This is a genomic window from Paenibacillus sp. 1781tsa1 (assembly GCF_024159265.1).
Classification (GTDB): domain Bacteria; phylum Bacillota; class Bacilli; order Paenibacillales; family Paenibacillaceae; genus Paenibacillus.
The window spans coordinates 1,476,819-1,491,860 of sequence record NZ_JAMYWY010000001.1; the positions used below are offsets into that span (position 1 = coordinate 1,476,819).

The window sequence follows — 15,042 nt, forward strand, 5'->3', positions numbered from 1 at the left end:
TTTCAGTAGCCGTGCCAGCGGTTGCGTGTTGATTTATACATGCTGTTTGCCGGATCGTCCGGATCAGCTCATCTCATTCAATGGCTTCTGCCCAATAGCAGGCATTATTTTTGACAGTCTCATGCTGTCACCTCTTCTATCTAGCAGGCTCTATCGCAAGCGAAAGGCCAGCTCCTCCCGTTTCATTGTTGCCTGTTGCCTATGTTCTTGATCTTTCCGAAATACTTCATTATAGAAAGGTTGCGTTCCATGAGACACATCGGATTACCTCCAAAACAGGGTCTGTATGACCCGCAGTTCGAAAAAGACGCATGCGGAATGGGTTTTGTTGCCAACATCAAAGGAGTACCTTCACACGATATCGTTAGTCAGGCACTGACCATGCTCAGTAACATGGAGCACCGTGGAGGACAGGGAAGTGAACCGAATTCCGGTGACGGAGCAGGTATCCTGATTCAGATTCCACATCGTTATTTTGCACAGGAAGCGGAACGTCTTGGTTTTGCATTACCTGAACAGGGCTTCTATGGCGTAGGGATGTTGTTCATGTCCCAAGACCCTGCCATCCGTAGTGCGCACGAAGAGAGCCTCAAGAAGATTATTGAAGAAGAAGGACAGACGTTCCTGGGTTTCCGGGATGTTCCTACTTTTGATGAAATGCTTGGCCGTTCTGCACTTGCAGCGAAACCTTATGTACGTCAGGTGTTCATTGGAAGATCCACAGATGTGAAGGATGAGCTTGGATTCGAACGTAAACTGTATGTTATTCGCAGACGCGCTGAGCTTGCTATTCGATATTCGGCAGATGAAGCAGAAGGCGGTTCATTCTACCTGCCAAGCTTGTCTTGTCGCAAAATTGTTTACAAAGGTATGCTGACCACTGAACAGGTGGGAGAATTCTATTTGGATCTACAGCAAGATCTTGTGGAATCTGCAATTGCACTCGTGCATTCCCGTTTCAGTACGAACACCTTCCCAAGCTGGGAACGTGCCCACCCGTATCGCTTCATGATCCACAACGGTGAGATCAATACGATGCGTGGTAACGTGAACTGGATGCATGCACGCCAGTCCCTGTTCGAGAGTGAATTGTTTGGTGACGACATCGCCAAAGTGAAACCGGTCATTAACCCGGATGGTTCCGATACAGCGATGTTCGATAACACACTGGAGTTCCTGTATCTGAGCGGCCGTTCATTGCCACACGTGGCAATGATGATGGTTCCTGAACCTTGGAGCACAGATGAGGGTATGGACCCTGCCAAAAAGGCATTTTATGAGTATCACAGCACGATGATGGAGCCTTGGGATGGACCAGCAGCAATGGCCTTTACAGACGGTTTGCAAATTGGTGCAACACTTGACCGTAACGGTTTGCGTCCAGCTCGTTATTATGTAACCAAGGATGACCGCATTATCCTGTCTTCTGAAGTTGGGGTACTTGATATCGCACCTGAAGAGATCCTGTACAAAGATCGTCTGCGTCCAGGCCGGATGTTGCTTGTGGATACACAAGAAGGCCGCATCATCGCTGATGAGGAAGTAAAAGCACTCATTGCAGCCGAGAATCCGTATCAGGATTGGCTCGATGAGCATTTGATGGATCTGAGCGAGCTGCCGGAAGCACCGGAACTTCCTGATCCAAAACATGATAATGTGACCCAGCTTCAGCTGGCATATGGTTATACATTTGAAGAGCTTCGCAAAATCCTGGAGCCCATGGCAACAACAGGTATGGAAGCTACGGGTTCGATGGGTTATGATGCACCGCTGGCTGTGCTGTCGGATCGTCCGCAGCGTCTGTACAACTACTTTAAACAGATGTTTGCCCAGGTAACCAACCCGCCAATCGATGCAATCCGTGAAGAGATTGTAACGTCTACGGCAACAACCATTGGTCCTGAGCGCAACTTGCTGAACCCTGAACCGGAGAGCTGTCGCCAGATCCGTCTGGATACACCGGTCTTGTCCAATGAAGATTTTGCGAAGATTCGCCATGTGCGCCGCCCAGGCTTCCGCTCCATGACGATTCCGATTTTCTTCACCGCTGCGGAAGGAGCAGAAGGACTGCGCAAAGCAATGGATTTGCTCTTCGAAGCTGCGGACCGTGTCATCGACAAAGGTCATAACATTCTGATCCTGTCTGACCGCGGTGTGGACGCAGAGAATGCTGCCATTCCTGCATTGCTTGCTGTAGCAGGTCTGCATCACCATCTGATTCGTCAGGGAACCAGAACGAAAGTCAGCATTATGCTTGAATCAGCAGAGCCGCGTGATATTCACCACTATGCATTACTGCTGGGTTACGGTGTAAGTGCTGTGAACCCTTATCTGGCCTTTGAAACGCTGGATGACATGATTCAGCAAGGATTGCTGCGTGGCATCTCGCATGAGAAAGCAGTGAAAAACTACATTAAAGCAGCTACCAAAGGCGTTACTAAAGTGTTGTCCAAAATGGGGATTTCTACGATTCAATCGTATCGTGGCGCTCAAATCTTCGAAGCGGTGGGTCTGAAGTCAGACTTCGTTGACCGTTACTTTACCTGGACACCTTCCCGGATCGGTGGAATTGGGTTGGAAGAAGTGGCGGCCGAAGCGCTGACACATCATAACCGTGCCTTTACAGAGAAAGACGGTAACGACAAAGTATTGGATTCCGGTGGCGATTATCAATGGCGTAATGACGGAGAAGAGCATCTGTTCAATCCGCAAACCATTCATACGTTGCAACACGCAGTTCGTACCGGGGATTACAAGCTGTATAAAAAATATTCCAAACTTGTGCAAGGTGAGAATGATCAACTGTTGACCATTCGCTCCATGCTGAAACTGAAACCGGTTGGAGCTTCCATTCCACTTGAAGAAGTTGAATCCGTAGAAGATATCATGCGTCGTTTCAAAACGGGTGCAATGTCCTTCGGTTCGATTAGTAAAGAGGCGCATGAAGATCTTGCCATCGCGATGAACCGTGTTGGAGGTAAGTCCAATACCGGAGAAGGTGGAGAAGATCCGGCTCGCTTCATTAAAGATAGCAACGGAGATTCCCGTCGCAGTGCCATCAAACAGGTCGCATCCGGACGTTTCGGTGTTACATCCAACTACTTGGTTAATGCCGACGAAATTCAGATCAAAATGGCACAAGGAGCAAAACCGGGTGAAGGCGGACAATTGCCAGGACGCAAAGTGTATCCTTGGGTTGCTGAAGTCCGTGGTTCAACACCGGGTGTAGGTCTGATCTCGCCACCGCCGCATCACGATATCTACTCGATCGAGGATCTGGCAGAGCTGATCTATGACTTGAAAAATGCCAATCCGCGTGCTGAGATCAACGTGAAGCTCGTATCGGAAGTGGGCGTCGGTACCATTGCGGCAGGTGTAGCCAAAGGGCGTGCCGATATTATCCTCGTCAGCGGTTATGACGGTGGTACAGGTGCATCACCGCAAGGTTCGATCCGACATGCGGGTATGCCGTGGGAACTGGGTCTTGCAGAGACACATCAAACGTTGATGCTGAACAATCTGCGTGATCGTGTCGTACTCGAAACAGATGGCAAAATGCTTAACGGCCGTGACTTGGCGATTGCAGCCTTGCTTGGAGCTGAAGAGTACGGTTTCTCTACAGCACCACTCGTTGCACTTGGCTGTATCATGATGCGTGTCTGTCAAATGGATACCTGTCCGGTTGGTGTAGCAACACAGAATCCGGAGTTGCGTAAAAATTATATGGGTGATCCGGCTCATGTGGTTAACTTCATGCGATTTGTTGCTGAAGATGTGCGTGAGATCATGGCTGATCTTGGTTTCCGTACCATTCAGGAGATGGTCGGACGTACAGATTGCCTCGAAACGGTAGAAGCCGTAGATCACTGGAAGAAAAAAGGTGTGGATCTGTCTGTATTGCTGCACGTGCCTGAAATGCCGGAAGGCTCTGCACGTTACCGTACACAGCATCAGAACCACCAATTGGAAGAAACGCTGGATATGCAGCAATTGTTGCCACTGGCACAGTCTGCTATTGAATCCGGTCAACCGGTTGAAGCGGTGCTTCCAATTACGAACGTTAACCGTGCAGTAGGTACCATTCTGGGTAGTGAGATCACACGTAAATATGGACTCGCAGGATTGCCTGAAGATACGGTTAAATTCAAATTTGTCGGCTCTGCCGGACAAAGCTTTGGGGCCTTTGTACCTAAAGGCATGACCTTGACCGTTGAAGGGGATTCCAATGACTACGTAGGTAAAGGACTGTCCGGAGGTAAACTGATCGTGATGCCTTCTCCGAAAGCAACGTTTGAGGCAGAAGATAACATCATTATCGGTAACACGGCTCTCTACGGCGCAACAAGTGGTGAAGCGTATATCCGTGGTATTGCGGGTGAGCGATTTGCTGTACGTAACTCCGGCGCCAAAGTAGTCGTTGAAGGTGTAGGCGACCATGGTTGTGAGTATATGACAGGTGGACGTGTCGTTGTACTCGGCGATACAGGTCGTAACTTTGCAGCAGGGATGTCCGGAGGTATTGCCTATGTCTATGATCCAGAAGGCACATTCCTGAAACGTTGTAATCTGGAAATGGTTCTTTTGGAGCGTATCGAAGATGTGGCCGAAAGTGCAGATCTGCGAGGTATGATTCAACGTCATGTTGCCAATACAGGAAGTGCTGTCGGTCAGCGCATTCTGGATAACTGGCAAGATGCGGTGAACCAGTTCGTTCGGGTTATTCCGAAGGACTTCAAGCGTATGACAGAGCAGATTGAACGGGTTCAGGCGACAGGCTTGACTGGAGAAGCAGCACTGCTTGCAGCGTTTGAAGCGAATATGCGTGAACTTGCACGTGCCGGGGGCTAATAACTTCCTTGTTCAAAGGTGGAAGTGCATGAACAGGTTGTATTAAGAATAATAGGAGCTATATGGTTGCCATTTTGGCACCATATAGCTCCTATTTGGTTTTCGACAAAATTAGAACCCCTTCAAAAAACGTTATCGTCATGAGACGACAACATCGAGGAACGTTCTCAAGTATAATAAGGCTAGTTTTGGAGGGCAGGGAAAGTATATAGATAAGAGAGGTTAGCGGAATGAATATGAAGCATCCAAACAGGGACGATCGTAGGCCGACAGGTAAACAAGTCGAAGCAACCCAGATGGACATCATGAAAGTTTTACTGCAATGCGGAATCGACCCGGAGCGTTGGAACCATTTCATATCCTCCGTCAACAACAAGCGTCCTTGACACAATAGATAACCATGGAATGGAGGGGAATAAGGACACACAAAAAAAGCCCAGAAGCCAGAGATACCATCTCTCGGGAACTGGGTCCTCTTTTCGGGTTTAGTCCATGCTGCGTTCCATTCGGACAAACGCAATAAAACGACGTGCCTCTTCTTCCGTTAAGGACTTCCCATCAATCATCAGATCGAAGCGTTCTAACACTTCTTTGTCCGATAACTCCAAGGTATCAACGAATTCACGTACGTCTTCATCCATCACGACATCGCTTTGCTTCGTACGTCCTATAAGATAATCAATAGACACATCAAAGATGTCAGCAAGTCTCGTTAACACTTCGAAATCCGGTTTACGTCGGTTCTTCTCGTAGTGGGAGAGAGCAGCTCTGGTAATATGAATGGAGCTCGCAAGTTCTTCTTGAGTAAGTCCCCGCTGTTCCCGTAATTCAGCAATGCGATTTCCGTAGCTCATAAGCTATTTCCCCCTGAACGACATCAAATATATATTGAAACAATCCTGAGCCAAGTTTTTGATCAGGGCAGCTTTCCTGCAAAAGAGTAACTCCTCATGCGTTTCCTTTAACCCATTTCCATTTGTAAATAGGTCTGTCTAAGGACATCTCAAATTGTCGTAAATCAAAAGAACCATGTCCAAATACCGCTTGACATGATACGTATTGTATCGTAAATTGGACGTATGGAGTTACAAAATGTATCATTTGGGATATTTTAAGTATCTCCTTGTTGCCTGGACCATATACCTGTGAGAAGGAAGTAGAAGCAGTCCATGTAGGCGAATCCATTCTAAAGGAATGAAACCATGTATTCAATGATTCAGGAATGGGCTGATATGAAATTAAATGTCCATATGTACATTCAGGAGTTTCATGGGAAAATGGTAGACCGCAAAAGACGCCCTGTTCTGTTACTTGGAATGGACACTCAAGCAATCACATTCCTGAGCGACCTGAACTTGCCAGTATCATCAGAAATGCTCATAGGTTTGGATGTTGAAGATCATCATGTATGTGTAAGACTCCACGCAAGGTTGCAATGGAAACAGCCCTTCGGAGAGCTCACAATGTATCATTCAAACTTGCATATTCAGCACGAACAGAAACTATATATAACTGGACAGTTAAACACAATGCTTACTGAAGTTCAGTTTCCCACGGTTTCCCGTTTACAGTATGAAAAGGCAACAGAGCAGAAGGCTCTGCAGGAAACCTATCATTACATTGATTTCACCATATAATTCCAAGTAAATTCTTAACATTTTCTGAACAAAACATGTACTTAACGCCATTTTACTATATTTCATAGCGTTATGCATTAGTTCTTTAACACCAAAAGCATTTGCGCAATGAATAAAGGGGCGAGGGGGCTCATACTATTTCAGGAAGTTTGGATATGGTTGAAATGCACTGCCACATATTATCCGGTCTGGATGATGGTCCTGTTCGAATGGAGCAGTCCGTTGCGATGGCTGAGAAGGCGGCAGCCTCTGGAATCACCTCCATTATTGCTACTCCGCATCACCTGAACGGGCAATACAACAATGAACCGATGGTGGTTAATCAGGCCGTGGACCTGCTTCATGCAGAACTTCGCAAACGTAACATTCGCCTGGAGATCCGTCCCGGACAGGAGATCAGGGTGCATGACAACCTGATTGGAGACTTATATGCAGGAAAGTGCTGCACACTCGCCGGAAGTCGTTACATGTTGCTGGAACTGCCCTTTGGTCATATTCCCTCACAGTTCCCCAGGATACTGCATGAATTACGAATAGCGGGAATTACCCCTATTATTGCTCATCCGGAACGCAATCGTATCATTTTGAAGAAGCCAAAGTTGTTGGCTGATTACTTGAGTCAAGGCGGACTATGTCAGCTTACGGCTCAATCTTTCACTGGGCTTTTCGGATGGAAAGTTCGGCAGTGGTGTTTTCATTTTTGCAAAGAAAACGGGTTTCATTTCATTTCATCAGATGCACATGATACGTGCAAAAGGACATTTGCCATAAGTGAAGGGGAGCGGGTCATCGAGCGTCGTTTTGGAGCTGAAGCCGTTAAGAGGCTGGCAGAGAATGCGTCGCACATCCTATCGAATTCGTGTCTGGTCACGGAACGCTGGAAACCTCGCAAATGGCTACTGTCCATCTGGTAGTTACATAGGATAGATCACAACGTATAGGAGGAATGAAAGTGGAACTGAAAGGATATTTTCGACTCTTACAAAAGAAACTGTGGTTGATTGTTGCAATAGCTCTGGTAGCGGGTGTGGGTGCAGGGGTCAAAAGTATTTTCTTCACCCAACCAATCTATGAGGCAAGTTCCAAGCTTATCGTGAATCAGACCTCTAACGTTCAAGGCCAGGCGATGATGGACTTCAGCATGATTCAAACGAATATCAAACTCATTAACTCCTACAGAGAAATTATTAAATCTTCCGCCATTATGGATAAAGTGGCCGCCACGTATCCGGACTTGGGATTAACCTCAGCACAGCTCATGAATAGCACCTCCGTCTCTACAGCCAGCGAATCCCAAGTGATGAGCATAACTGTACAAGGGACTACCTACGAAAAAGCCGCAAAAACGGTCAATGCCATCTCCAACGTGTTCCAATCTCAAATCCCCCTAATCATGAAAATCGATAATGTGGCTATCCTCAGTGAAGCCAAAGTGGATAGTAACGCATCTCCAATTAATATGAAAACCACATTAAGCATCATTGTCAGCCTGTTCGCAGGACTTGTGCTCGCGATTGCACTCGTATTCCTGATGGATTATCTGGATGACACATTCAAATCCGAAACCGAACTTGAAAAAGAACTGGGCCTGCCTGTGCTTACGGTGATATCCAAAATGAAAAAAGATGATCTGAAAAATACGAAAAATTACGTATCTCAACAGAAAGTGGGGGATGGCAAATATGTCGCGGCTAACCAATGAAAATAACAGTCTGGTGACCTATTTTAACTCCAAATCTCAAATCTCGGAGGGATACCGTAAATTACGGACCAATATTCAGTTCTCCTCAATCGACAGTCATATCAAAAAGATCATGGTGGCTTCGGCCGAAGCCGGCGAAGGCAAGACCACAACCATTAGCAACTTGGCGGTAACCTATGCCCAGGAAGGCAAAAAAGTTCTGCTAATCGATGCGGATCTGCGTAACCCTTCTTTGCACCAGGTGTTTTCCGTACCCAATCATATCGGGCTTAGCAGTGTGCTGTCCAATCAGTACAGTGTGGAAGAAGTGCTCAGAGAGAGCTATATCGATAATCTCCAATTGTTCACTTCTGGCCCAATTCCGCCCAATCCGTCCGAGATGATCGGTTCCAACCGGATGAAAAAGCTGATGGAGAAGTTAGAGGATCAATATGATGTCATCATGTTTGATACACCACCGGTGCTCGCAGTAACGGATGCTCTCATTGTGAGTTCGCTGTGTGATGGTGTTCTGCTGGTCGTGAACTCAGGCAAGGTCAAGAAGGAATTGGTGAAGAAAACCAAGGCTGCTCTGGAGCATGTGAATGCACGAATCCTGGGCGCAATCCTGAACAATATCAAAAACGTTGCAGTTCCGGTGGGTTACGGAGAGAAGTAAAGTTCTGTCCGTTGTTCCAGGTAAACAGGTAATGTCTACTGCACCTTTATCACTGTAGGCACTCGGTCATGCTGTGGGTTCAGTGAACCTTAGACGTTAATCGTCGAAGGTATGACGTGAGGACGGGTTAGATGCCCTGGTTCAACTTTTAAACTAAAAAAAAAGAGGATAGGGTGGTATTTATGAAAAAAGTGAGAAAAGCAATCATTCCTGCAGCTGGACTGGGTACACGTTTTTTGCCAGCCACGAAAGCGATGCCCAAAGAAATGCTCCCTATTGTGGACAAACCAACTATACAGTATATCGTTGAGGAAGCCATTGCCTCTGGTATTGAAGACATTATCATCGTAACAGGTAAAGGGAAGCGCGCGATTGAAGATCATTTCGACAACGCTTTTGAACTGGAACATAACTTGCTGGAAAAAGGGAAGCTGGGCCTGCTTGAAGAGGTTCGCAAATCCTCTAACGTGGATATCCACTACATAAGACAAAAAGAGGCCAAAGGACTTGGTCATGCTGTCTGGTGTGCACGTAACTTTATCGGTGACGAACCTTTTGCCGTGTTGCTCGGAGATGATATCGTCGTATCGGAAGTGCCATGCACCAAACAATTGATTGATCAATATGATCAGGTTCAACATTCCATTGTTGGCGTACAAACCGTACTTGCTGAACAAACAGACAGATACGGTATTGTTGACCCGCTTCAATCGGATGGTCGTTTGACAGAGGTTCTCAGGTTCGTAGAGAAACCTGCCCAAGGCACAGCGCCTTCCAACCTGGCGATTATGGGGAGATACGTACTGAGTCCAGAGATTTTCGAACATCTGGAGCAACAAGAGATTGGCCAAGGGGGAGAGATTCAATTAACAGATGCGATTCAGCGTTTAAATGAGACACAAGGAGTGTATGCTTACGATTTCGAGGGAGTACGTTATGACGTGGGCGAGAAACTGGGATTCATTTTGACAACCATCGACTTCGCTCTGCAAAAACAGGAACTTAGAATTCCAATGCTGCAAGCACTGCAACATATCCTGGAAAAAGAGTCGGTAGAATATGCAGCCGGGGGGGAGTTTGAATGAGTCCATCTCCCCAAACGAAGGAAGCGGAGATTGTTATGGACCCAAGTCTGGGGTACAATGCATCAACGATGTCAGGACAAAATGCGGATAAAGTGTATCTATTTATGAAAAGAATGCTCGATTTGCTGGGTTCTTTCATAGGTTTGATCATTTTGTGCCCCTTGTTTGCGGTCATCGGAATACTGATCAAAATCGAGGCCCCTCAGGGGTCTGTTTTTTTTCGTCAGGTACGGGTCGGACAGAATGGGAAAGAGTTTCATATGTACAAATTCAGGTCCATGGTTGCAAATGCTGAAGATTTACTGGAACAACTGATTGATCAGAATGAAGTGAACGGGAATATGTTTAAAATGAAAAACGACCCCCGCATTACCCGCATTGGCAAATTCATTCGGAAAACCAGTCTGGATGAACTGCCTCAGTTGTGGAACGTGTTCAGAGGTGAGATGAGTCTCGTTGGACCCAGACCGGCTCTGCCCAGAGAAGTGAAGAACTACACTTCCTATGACAGACAACGCCTGCAGATGATCCCGGGTTGTACGGGATTATGGCAAGTCAGCGGTCGAAATAGTGTTGGGTTTGAAGAAATGGTAGAGCTGGATCTGACGTATGCCCGTGAACGCAGCATGATGGTGGATATCAAAATTATCTTCAGAACGTTCAAGGTGCTGGTAGGTTCGAAGGATGCGTTTTGAAACACGATTCTGGCTTTGAGGTGGCATAGCAGATATGCAAAAGACCGGTATACTTGCTGCATTGAATATGAAGTCGTTTAATATCATTCTTTTTTCGCTGGTAATCGTCTTCGCAGCAATCTATCTTCCGCTAGTTTCGGTTGTTGCACTTATAGCTGTGATTCTGCTGGGCGTTTATATTAAACAGCCCAGCTGGATTTTTATGATTCTCATTGTAAGTTTTTCATTGTCCATTGATAAGATATTTAGCATTCATCTGGCAGGGTTGGATTCGCTGTCCTTCTACAAGCTGGCGATTCTGGGTTTTGTCATTTCTCTTTTTTTACGCTTTGGTATTCGAAAAGATCTGATATATCCTGCACTGGCGATTGGGTTTTTATTTGTGGAGAGTTATTTTCTATCGGATCTGCCCAGTAAGGTTAGTCCACTCGATCCATTCAAGGCTTTTCTAGGAGTAATTGTTCCTTTTTTGTTGCTGATGCCCCATTTTTCAAGAGAGATCAGTCAACGAATTATACGTGTACTCGCATGGTTGCCATTGTTCAGTCTTGCTGGTGGTTATATTCTGCAACTCGCCGGCATATTGTCCATTACTAACCTGGAGATGTCAGGCGTAACCCGGTTACAGGGAGCAAACATCGCTGCGCATCTGGCCATGTTGTGTTTTATCTCGAGCTGCGTCTGTCTGATTCAGATCAAGCAAGGCCATCAGGTTGTTCTGTATTACATGCTTACCTTGACACATCTGGTCATTCTGGTCCAGACGGGAACAAGGGGGCCACTTATTGCGCTTATTCCGATTATTCTGGTCTATCTCTTTGATCAACTGAAAGCCTTCATCAAAGGCAGAGTCAGTGCCATCATTCCTCTCATTCTATTCGTTGTGGCCGTGGCCTATATGGTGATTGCGCAGTGGGACAATTATGAGATGAGGTCAGAGAGCAAAGGCTTGTCGGGAAGGGATGTAGCCTGGAATTATTTTATTGGTAAAGCGAATGAGTATCCGATATTTGGACGTGGGCTCGGCTCAACTCTCGTCGCTAATGATGGAAGTATCTTTTCTGGCTTCGTCGTTCCGCATAATGAATACATTCGTTTTTATTACGATGGCGGGTTAGTTGGAGCCATCCTGTTGTTTCTATCACTGCTTCTGGTATTCCGGGCCGTGTACTTCCGATTGAGCGGCATGATCCGGTTGTATTTTGCCGGTATGATTATCGGTTTCCTGACCTATTCCTTTTTTGACAATACCCTGTCCACGGTTCATCTGATTGCTCCATTCTGTATCTTCCTGAACGCATTATATGCTACGGGAAAAGGAGTAAACTCCAAGTCAGGGGCTGAAGCAGAAGTGGATATACAGGTACAGCGAGCCAAGGACGTATCCTTTTCAAAGGAGATTAGAACATGAAGGTCTGTTTAATCAGTTCTACAGGTGGTCATTTTGATGAATTAACCAAAATTATTCCTGCGGTTGAAGAACATGATTATTTCCTGATTACCGAGAAGAACAAAAGCAGAAAAGTAGAATCGTCTCAGGGCAAAGTATATTTCTTAATGCAGCAAGAGCGTAAGAATGCGATGTTTTTCCTGATTTTTATGGCTAACATATTCAAATCATTCTTTTTATATCTGCGCGAGCGTCCAAAGGTCATCATTACGACAGGGGCAGGGGCCACATATCCTTTTTGCCTCATCGGTAAAATCTTCGGTGCCAAGCTGATTTATATCGAAAGTTATGCCAAAATCTATTCCTCCAGCGCAACCGGGAGATTGATGTACAAAATCTCGGATGAGTTCTTTATCCAGTGGGAAACGTTGCAGGATAGCTATCCCAATGCGAAATACAGGGGGGCTTTATTTTGATATTTGCTATTGTTGGAACCCAGCGCTTTCCCTTCAATCGCATGTTCGAGCTTATTGATGAGGCGATTGAGGCGGGCATTATTGAAGAAGAAGTTGTCGCCCAATCCGGATATACGGAGTATCAGCCGCGAAACTTCACTGCAATTCCTTTCCTGACGCAGGAAGAGATGAACGGATATGTGCAGCGCAGCAGATGTATTATCACCCATGCGGGCGTTGGCTCCATCACGAATTGTCTCGAACACGGCAAGCCGGTTATCGTCATTCCGCGCCGGAAAGAGTGGGGCGAACATGTCGATGATCATCAACTCGAGATCTCCAAGGTTTTTCAGGAGAACGGCTATGTTGCCGTTGCAGAGAGTCAGGCTGAATTACAAAAACTGATTCCTTGCATAGAGGAGCAGACGTTCCAGCCTTATGTGAGAAAACAGTCTGATCTGATCTCATCCATTAAAAATTACGTAAATAGTCTGTAAGTAGTCTGAAGATTAACCATGAAAAAAGGAGTCTATCATGAAACCAAAAGTATTGGTTGTTGGATCATCCTTGAAGGATATGGGCGGAATTGTGAGTGTAATCAAAAATATTGAGGATTCCTCGATCTCGGAAATGTATGCCATGCAGCGGGTCGAAACGTATATCACGGGCAGCGTGTTCTCACGGCTGCTTATTTTTATACGGGGATTCATTCAATTCTGGATGAAGCTGTACACGTTCAAGCCGGATATTGTTCATATTCATATGGCGAACAACGGAAGCTTTTATCGGAAGTCACTATTCCTGCTAACCGCAAGAAAGTTGTTTCGAAAGTCAGTCATTCTGCATATTCATGCGGCCAGCTTTGATGATTTCTACAATCGATTCGCCCTGCAACGCAAGTATTGTCACTACATTTTGAATCAGGCCGATAAATTGATTGTCTTATCCCAGACGTGGAAAGAATACTTTGTCACGATTGTGCCGGAGACAGCTATTGAGGTGCTCTATAACGGAGTCTTTGTGAAAGAGCCCTTTGCGAAAGAGCAGAAGGCGGCAGTTAATGCTCTCTTCATGGGAAGACTGGGTGAGCGAAAAGGCGTCTATGATCTGCTTCAGTCTATTCAGCAATTAAAGGCGTTGGGCGTTACAGCTACCTTCAATCTGGCGGGGGATGGCGAAGTCGAAGAAGTCAAAGCGCTTGTACAGCAGTATGGAATAGAGGAGCGTGTCAACGTACTCGGCTGGATTAACGGAGAGCAAAAGGAAAAGCTGATGCGGGAAGCGGATCTGCTGGTCCTGCCTTCTTATCATGAGGGATTACCTATGGCCATACTTGAAGCAATGAATTGTGGCTTGCCCATTATATCGACCAACGTCGGAGGCATCCCCGAAGTGATTACATCCGGTCATAATGGGCTGTTAATCGAGCCGGGAGATGTGCACGGGCTAACATCAGCACTGGAATATCTCATTACAGATGAAGAGATTAGAGCAAGAATGGGTTCATATAACAGAGCGATTATATCGGATAGATTTGATATGAATCTTCTCGTAGGCAGATTGTCAGGAATATATGATGCACTTCAAGTGAAGGTATCCTAGTGAACAGGAAAAGGTGATGAAATGAACCCCTTGGTATCTTGCATCATTACGACCCATAACCGGGCCGAGTTATTGAAAAATGCGTTAAGAAGTGTACGGGAGCAAACACATCCGTACCTGGAGATTTTCATTGTGGATGATGGTTCAGAAGATCAGACGCCGGAAATTTGTCAGGCCTGGACACGGGAAGATTCGCGGATTCGGTACATTCGGGTTCCGTATCCCAAAGGAGCCAATCATGCACGGAATGTGGGGATATCCCATGCCAATGGCAAGTACATTGCATTCTTGGATGATGACGATGAATGGATGGCTGACAAAATTAAAACCCAGGCGGAAGTGCTGGAGCGTACACAGGAATCATTCACCTTTTGCAGCAAGTATCTCGCATACACGAATGAGCAGCATCAGGTGGTCAAACGGAAATTGTCGGTGGAACCTCGCGATGTTATTCGGTATGAGGATCTGCTTACATTCAACTGGATTGGGGAAACGTCCAAAATCATGGTACTTACCTCGCTTGCCCGTGAAGTTCGATTTGATGAAAATCTGACATCCGCTCAGGACTATGATTTTTATCTGCGCATATTGAAACGTGGCTACATCGCCGTGAACGTGAAAGAACCGCTCGTGGATATCAATATCCACAGCGGGCCGCGCATTTCAACCTCCACAACGGCCAAGTACAAAGGCCAACGCAAGATTATTTTGAAATACTACAACGATATGTCCAAGGAACAGAAGCGCCGCCAATTACATCATTATCGAATGCTCGAATGGTCGAGAAATACGCTTCGCAATAACGTTTATTTGAAAAAAGCACTGTCGCTGTATCCCTGGTGGAAAGATTGGGTGCTGCTCAAGCGTAATACCAAAATTATGATGCAAGGATTTCTGATGAGATTTCATGCAAGGCGCGCAGTTGGAACGTATACAGAGGAACCTGTGCGAATGAAACTAAAGTAAGAGG

14 protein-coding genes are annotated in these 15,042 nt (G+C 46.1%); 13 read left to right on the forward strand and 1 reads right to left on the reverse strand.

The genetic code is table 11. The annotated features are described in order from the left end of the window. The first annotated feature begins 249 nt into the window (after positions 1-249). On the forward strand, positions 250-4,848 hold the full coding sequence (gene gltB, locus NKT06_RS06450; protein ID WP_253431532.1) for a glutamate synthase large subunit: 4,599 nt from the start codon (positions 250-252) through the stop codon (positions 4,846-4,848). A 230-nt stretch (positions 4,849-5,078) separates the two neighbouring features. Further along, complete coding sequence (locus NKT06_RS06455; protein ID WP_215078381.1) at positions 5,079-5,234, forward strand: hypothetical protein; 156 nt, start codon at positions 5,079-5,081, stop codon at positions 5,232-5,234. A gap of 99 nt (positions 5,235-5,333) precedes the next feature. On the opposite strand, the gene NKT06_RS06460 is transcribed toward NKT06_RS06455, so the two are convergent. Beyond that, complete coding sequence (locus NKT06_RS06460) at positions 5,334-5,702, reverse strand: helix-turn-helix domain-containing protein (RefSeq protein ID WP_047841965.1); 369 nt, start codon at positions 5,700-5,702, stop codon at positions 5,334-5,336. 423 nt (positions 5,703-6,125) lie between these two features. Here NKT06_RS06460 and NKT06_RS06465 point away from each other — a divergent pair, with 423 nt between their 5' ends. The 11 genes from NKT06_RS06465 (at position 6,126) to NKT06_RS06515 (ending at position 15,038) form a co-directional block, all read left to right on the forward strand. Further along, the gene (locus NKT06_RS06465; protein WP_253431535.1) at positions 6,126-6,485 is read left to right on the forward strand and encodes a hypothetical protein; all 360 of its coding nucleotides are present in this window, start codon (positions 6,126-6,128) and stop codon (positions 6,483-6,485) included. 155 nt (positions 6,486-6,640) lie between these two features. After that, positions 6,641-7,399, forward strand: coding sequence for a tyrosine-protein phosphatase (locus tag NKT06_RS06470; RefSeq protein ID WP_253431538.1), 759 nt, complete (start codon positions 6,641-6,643; stop codon positions 7,397-7,399). A gap of 32 nt (positions 7,400-7,431) precedes the next feature. Further along, positions 7,432-8,187 carry a YveK family protein gene (locus NKT06_RS06475; RefSeq protein WP_253431542.1) on the forward strand — a complete coding sequence of 252 codons (756 nt, stop codon included), beginning with the start codon at positions 7,432-7,434 and terminating at the stop codon, positions 8,185-8,187. Then, positions 8,168-8,845, forward strand: a complete 678-nt coding sequence (locus tag NKT06_RS06480; protein WP_253431545.1) for a CpsD/CapB family tyrosine-protein kinase — start codon at positions 8,168-8,170, stop codon at positions 8,843-8,845. Before NKT06_RS06475 ends, NKT06_RS06480 begins: the two co-directional genes overlap by 20 nt. 182 nt (positions 8,846-9,027) lie before the next feature. Further along, positions 9,028-9,930 carry a UTP--glucose-1-phosphate uridylyltransferase GalU gene (galU, locus tag NKT06_RS06485; RefSeq protein ID WP_253431548.1) on the forward strand — a complete coding sequence of 301 codons (903 nt, stop codon included), beginning with the start codon at positions 9,028-9,030 and terminating at the stop codon, positions 9,928-9,930. Then, complete coding sequence (locus NKT06_RS06490) at positions 9,927-10,625, forward strand: sugar transferase (protein ID WP_413405052.1); 699 nt, start codon at positions 9,927-9,929, stop codon at positions 10,623-10,625. Before galU ends, NKT06_RS06490 begins: the two co-directional genes overlap by 4 nt. 34 nt (positions 10,626-10,659) lie before the next feature. Next, positions 10,660-12,036, forward strand: a complete 1,377-nt coding sequence (locus NKT06_RS06495; protein WP_253431550.1) for an O-antigen ligase family protein — start codon at positions 10,660-10,662, stop codon at positions 12,034-12,036. Next, on the forward strand, positions 12,033-12,491 hold the full coding sequence (gene pssD, locus NKT06_RS06500) for a PssD/Cps14F family polysaccharide biosynthesis glycosyltransferase (protein WP_253431552.1): 459 nt from the start codon (positions 12,033-12,035) through the stop codon (positions 12,489-12,491). The genes NKT06_RS06495 and pssD overlap by 4 nt, the downstream gene beginning before the upstream one ends. Further along, positions 12,488-12,967 (forward strand): PssE/Cps14G family polysaccharide biosynthesis glycosyltransferase, encoded by a 480-nt coding sequence (gene pssE, locus NKT06_RS06505; RefSeq protein WP_253431555.1) that lies wholly within the window; start codon positions 12,488-12,490, stop codon positions 12,965-12,967. The genes pssD and pssE overlap by 4 nt, the downstream gene beginning before the upstream one ends. 37 nt (positions 12,968-13,004) lie before the next feature. After that, the gene (locus NKT06_RS06510) at positions 13,005-14,072 is read left to right on the forward strand and encodes a glycosyltransferase family 4 protein (protein ID WP_253431557.1); all 1,068 of its coding nucleotides are present in this window, start codon (positions 13,005-13,007) and stop codon (positions 14,070-14,072) included. Between the two features lie 21 nt (positions 14,073-14,093). After that, entirely contained in the window at positions 14,094-15,038 is a 945-nt protein-coding gene (locus tag NKT06_RS06515) for a glycosyltransferase family 2 protein (protein WP_253431559.1), read from the forward strand. Positions 15,039-15,042 lie beyond the last annotated feature (4 nt).

Excerpts from the sequence above, each read along its gene's own strand:
- NKT06_RS06480 (WP_253431545.1), top strand. The coding sequence starts at position 8,168 with ATGTCGCGGCTAACCAATGAAAATAACAGTCTGGTGACCTATTTTAAC.
- NKT06_RS06465 (WP_253431535.1), top strand. The coding sequence starts at position 6,126 with ATGGTAGACCGCAAAAGACGCCCTGTTCTGTTACTTGGAATGGACACT.
- NKT06_RS06515 (WP_253431559.1), top strand. The coding sequence starts at position 14,094 with ATGAACCCCTTGGTATCTTGCATCATTACGACCCATAACCGGGCCGAG.
- NKT06_RS06475 (WP_253431542.1), top strand. The coding sequence starts at position 7,432 with ATGAAAGTGGAACTGAAAGGATATTTTCGACTCTTACAAAAGAAACTG.
- NKT06_RS06495 (WP_253431550.1), top strand. The coding sequence starts at position 10,660 with ATGCAAAAGACCGGTATACTTGCTGCATTGAATATGAAGTCGTTTAAT.
- NKT06_RS06455 (WP_215078381.1), top strand. The coding sequence starts at position 5,079 with ATGAATATGAAGCATCCAAACAGGGACGATCGTAGGCCGACAGGTAAA.
- galU (WP_253431548.1), top strand. The coding sequence starts at position 9,028 with ATGAAAAAAGTGAGAAAAGCAATCATTCCTGCAGCTGGACTGGGTACA.
- gltB (WP_253431532.1), top strand. The coding sequence starts at position 250 with ATGAGACACATCGGATTACCTCCAAAACAGGGTCTGTATGACCCGCAG.
- NKT06_RS06460 (WP_047841965.1), bottom strand. The coding sequence starts at position 5,702 with ATGAGCTACGGAAATCGCATTGCTGAATTACGGGAACAGCGGGGACTT.
- NKT06_RS06470 (WP_253431538.1), top strand. The coding sequence starts at position 6,641 with ATGGTTGAAATGCACTGCCACATATTATCCGGTCTGGATGATGGTCCT.
- NKT06_RS06510 (WP_253431557.1), top strand. The coding sequence starts at position 13,005 with ATGAAACCAAAAGTATTGGTTGTTGGATCATCCTTGAAGGATATGGGC.
- NKT06_RS06490 (WP_413405052.1), top strand. The coding sequence starts at position 9,927 with ATGAGTCCATCTCCCCAAACGAAGGAAGCGGAGATTGTTATGGACCCA.
- pssD (WP_253431552.1), top strand. The coding sequence starts at position 12,033 with ATGAAGGTCTGTTTAATCAGTTCTACAGGTGGTCATTTTGATGAATTA.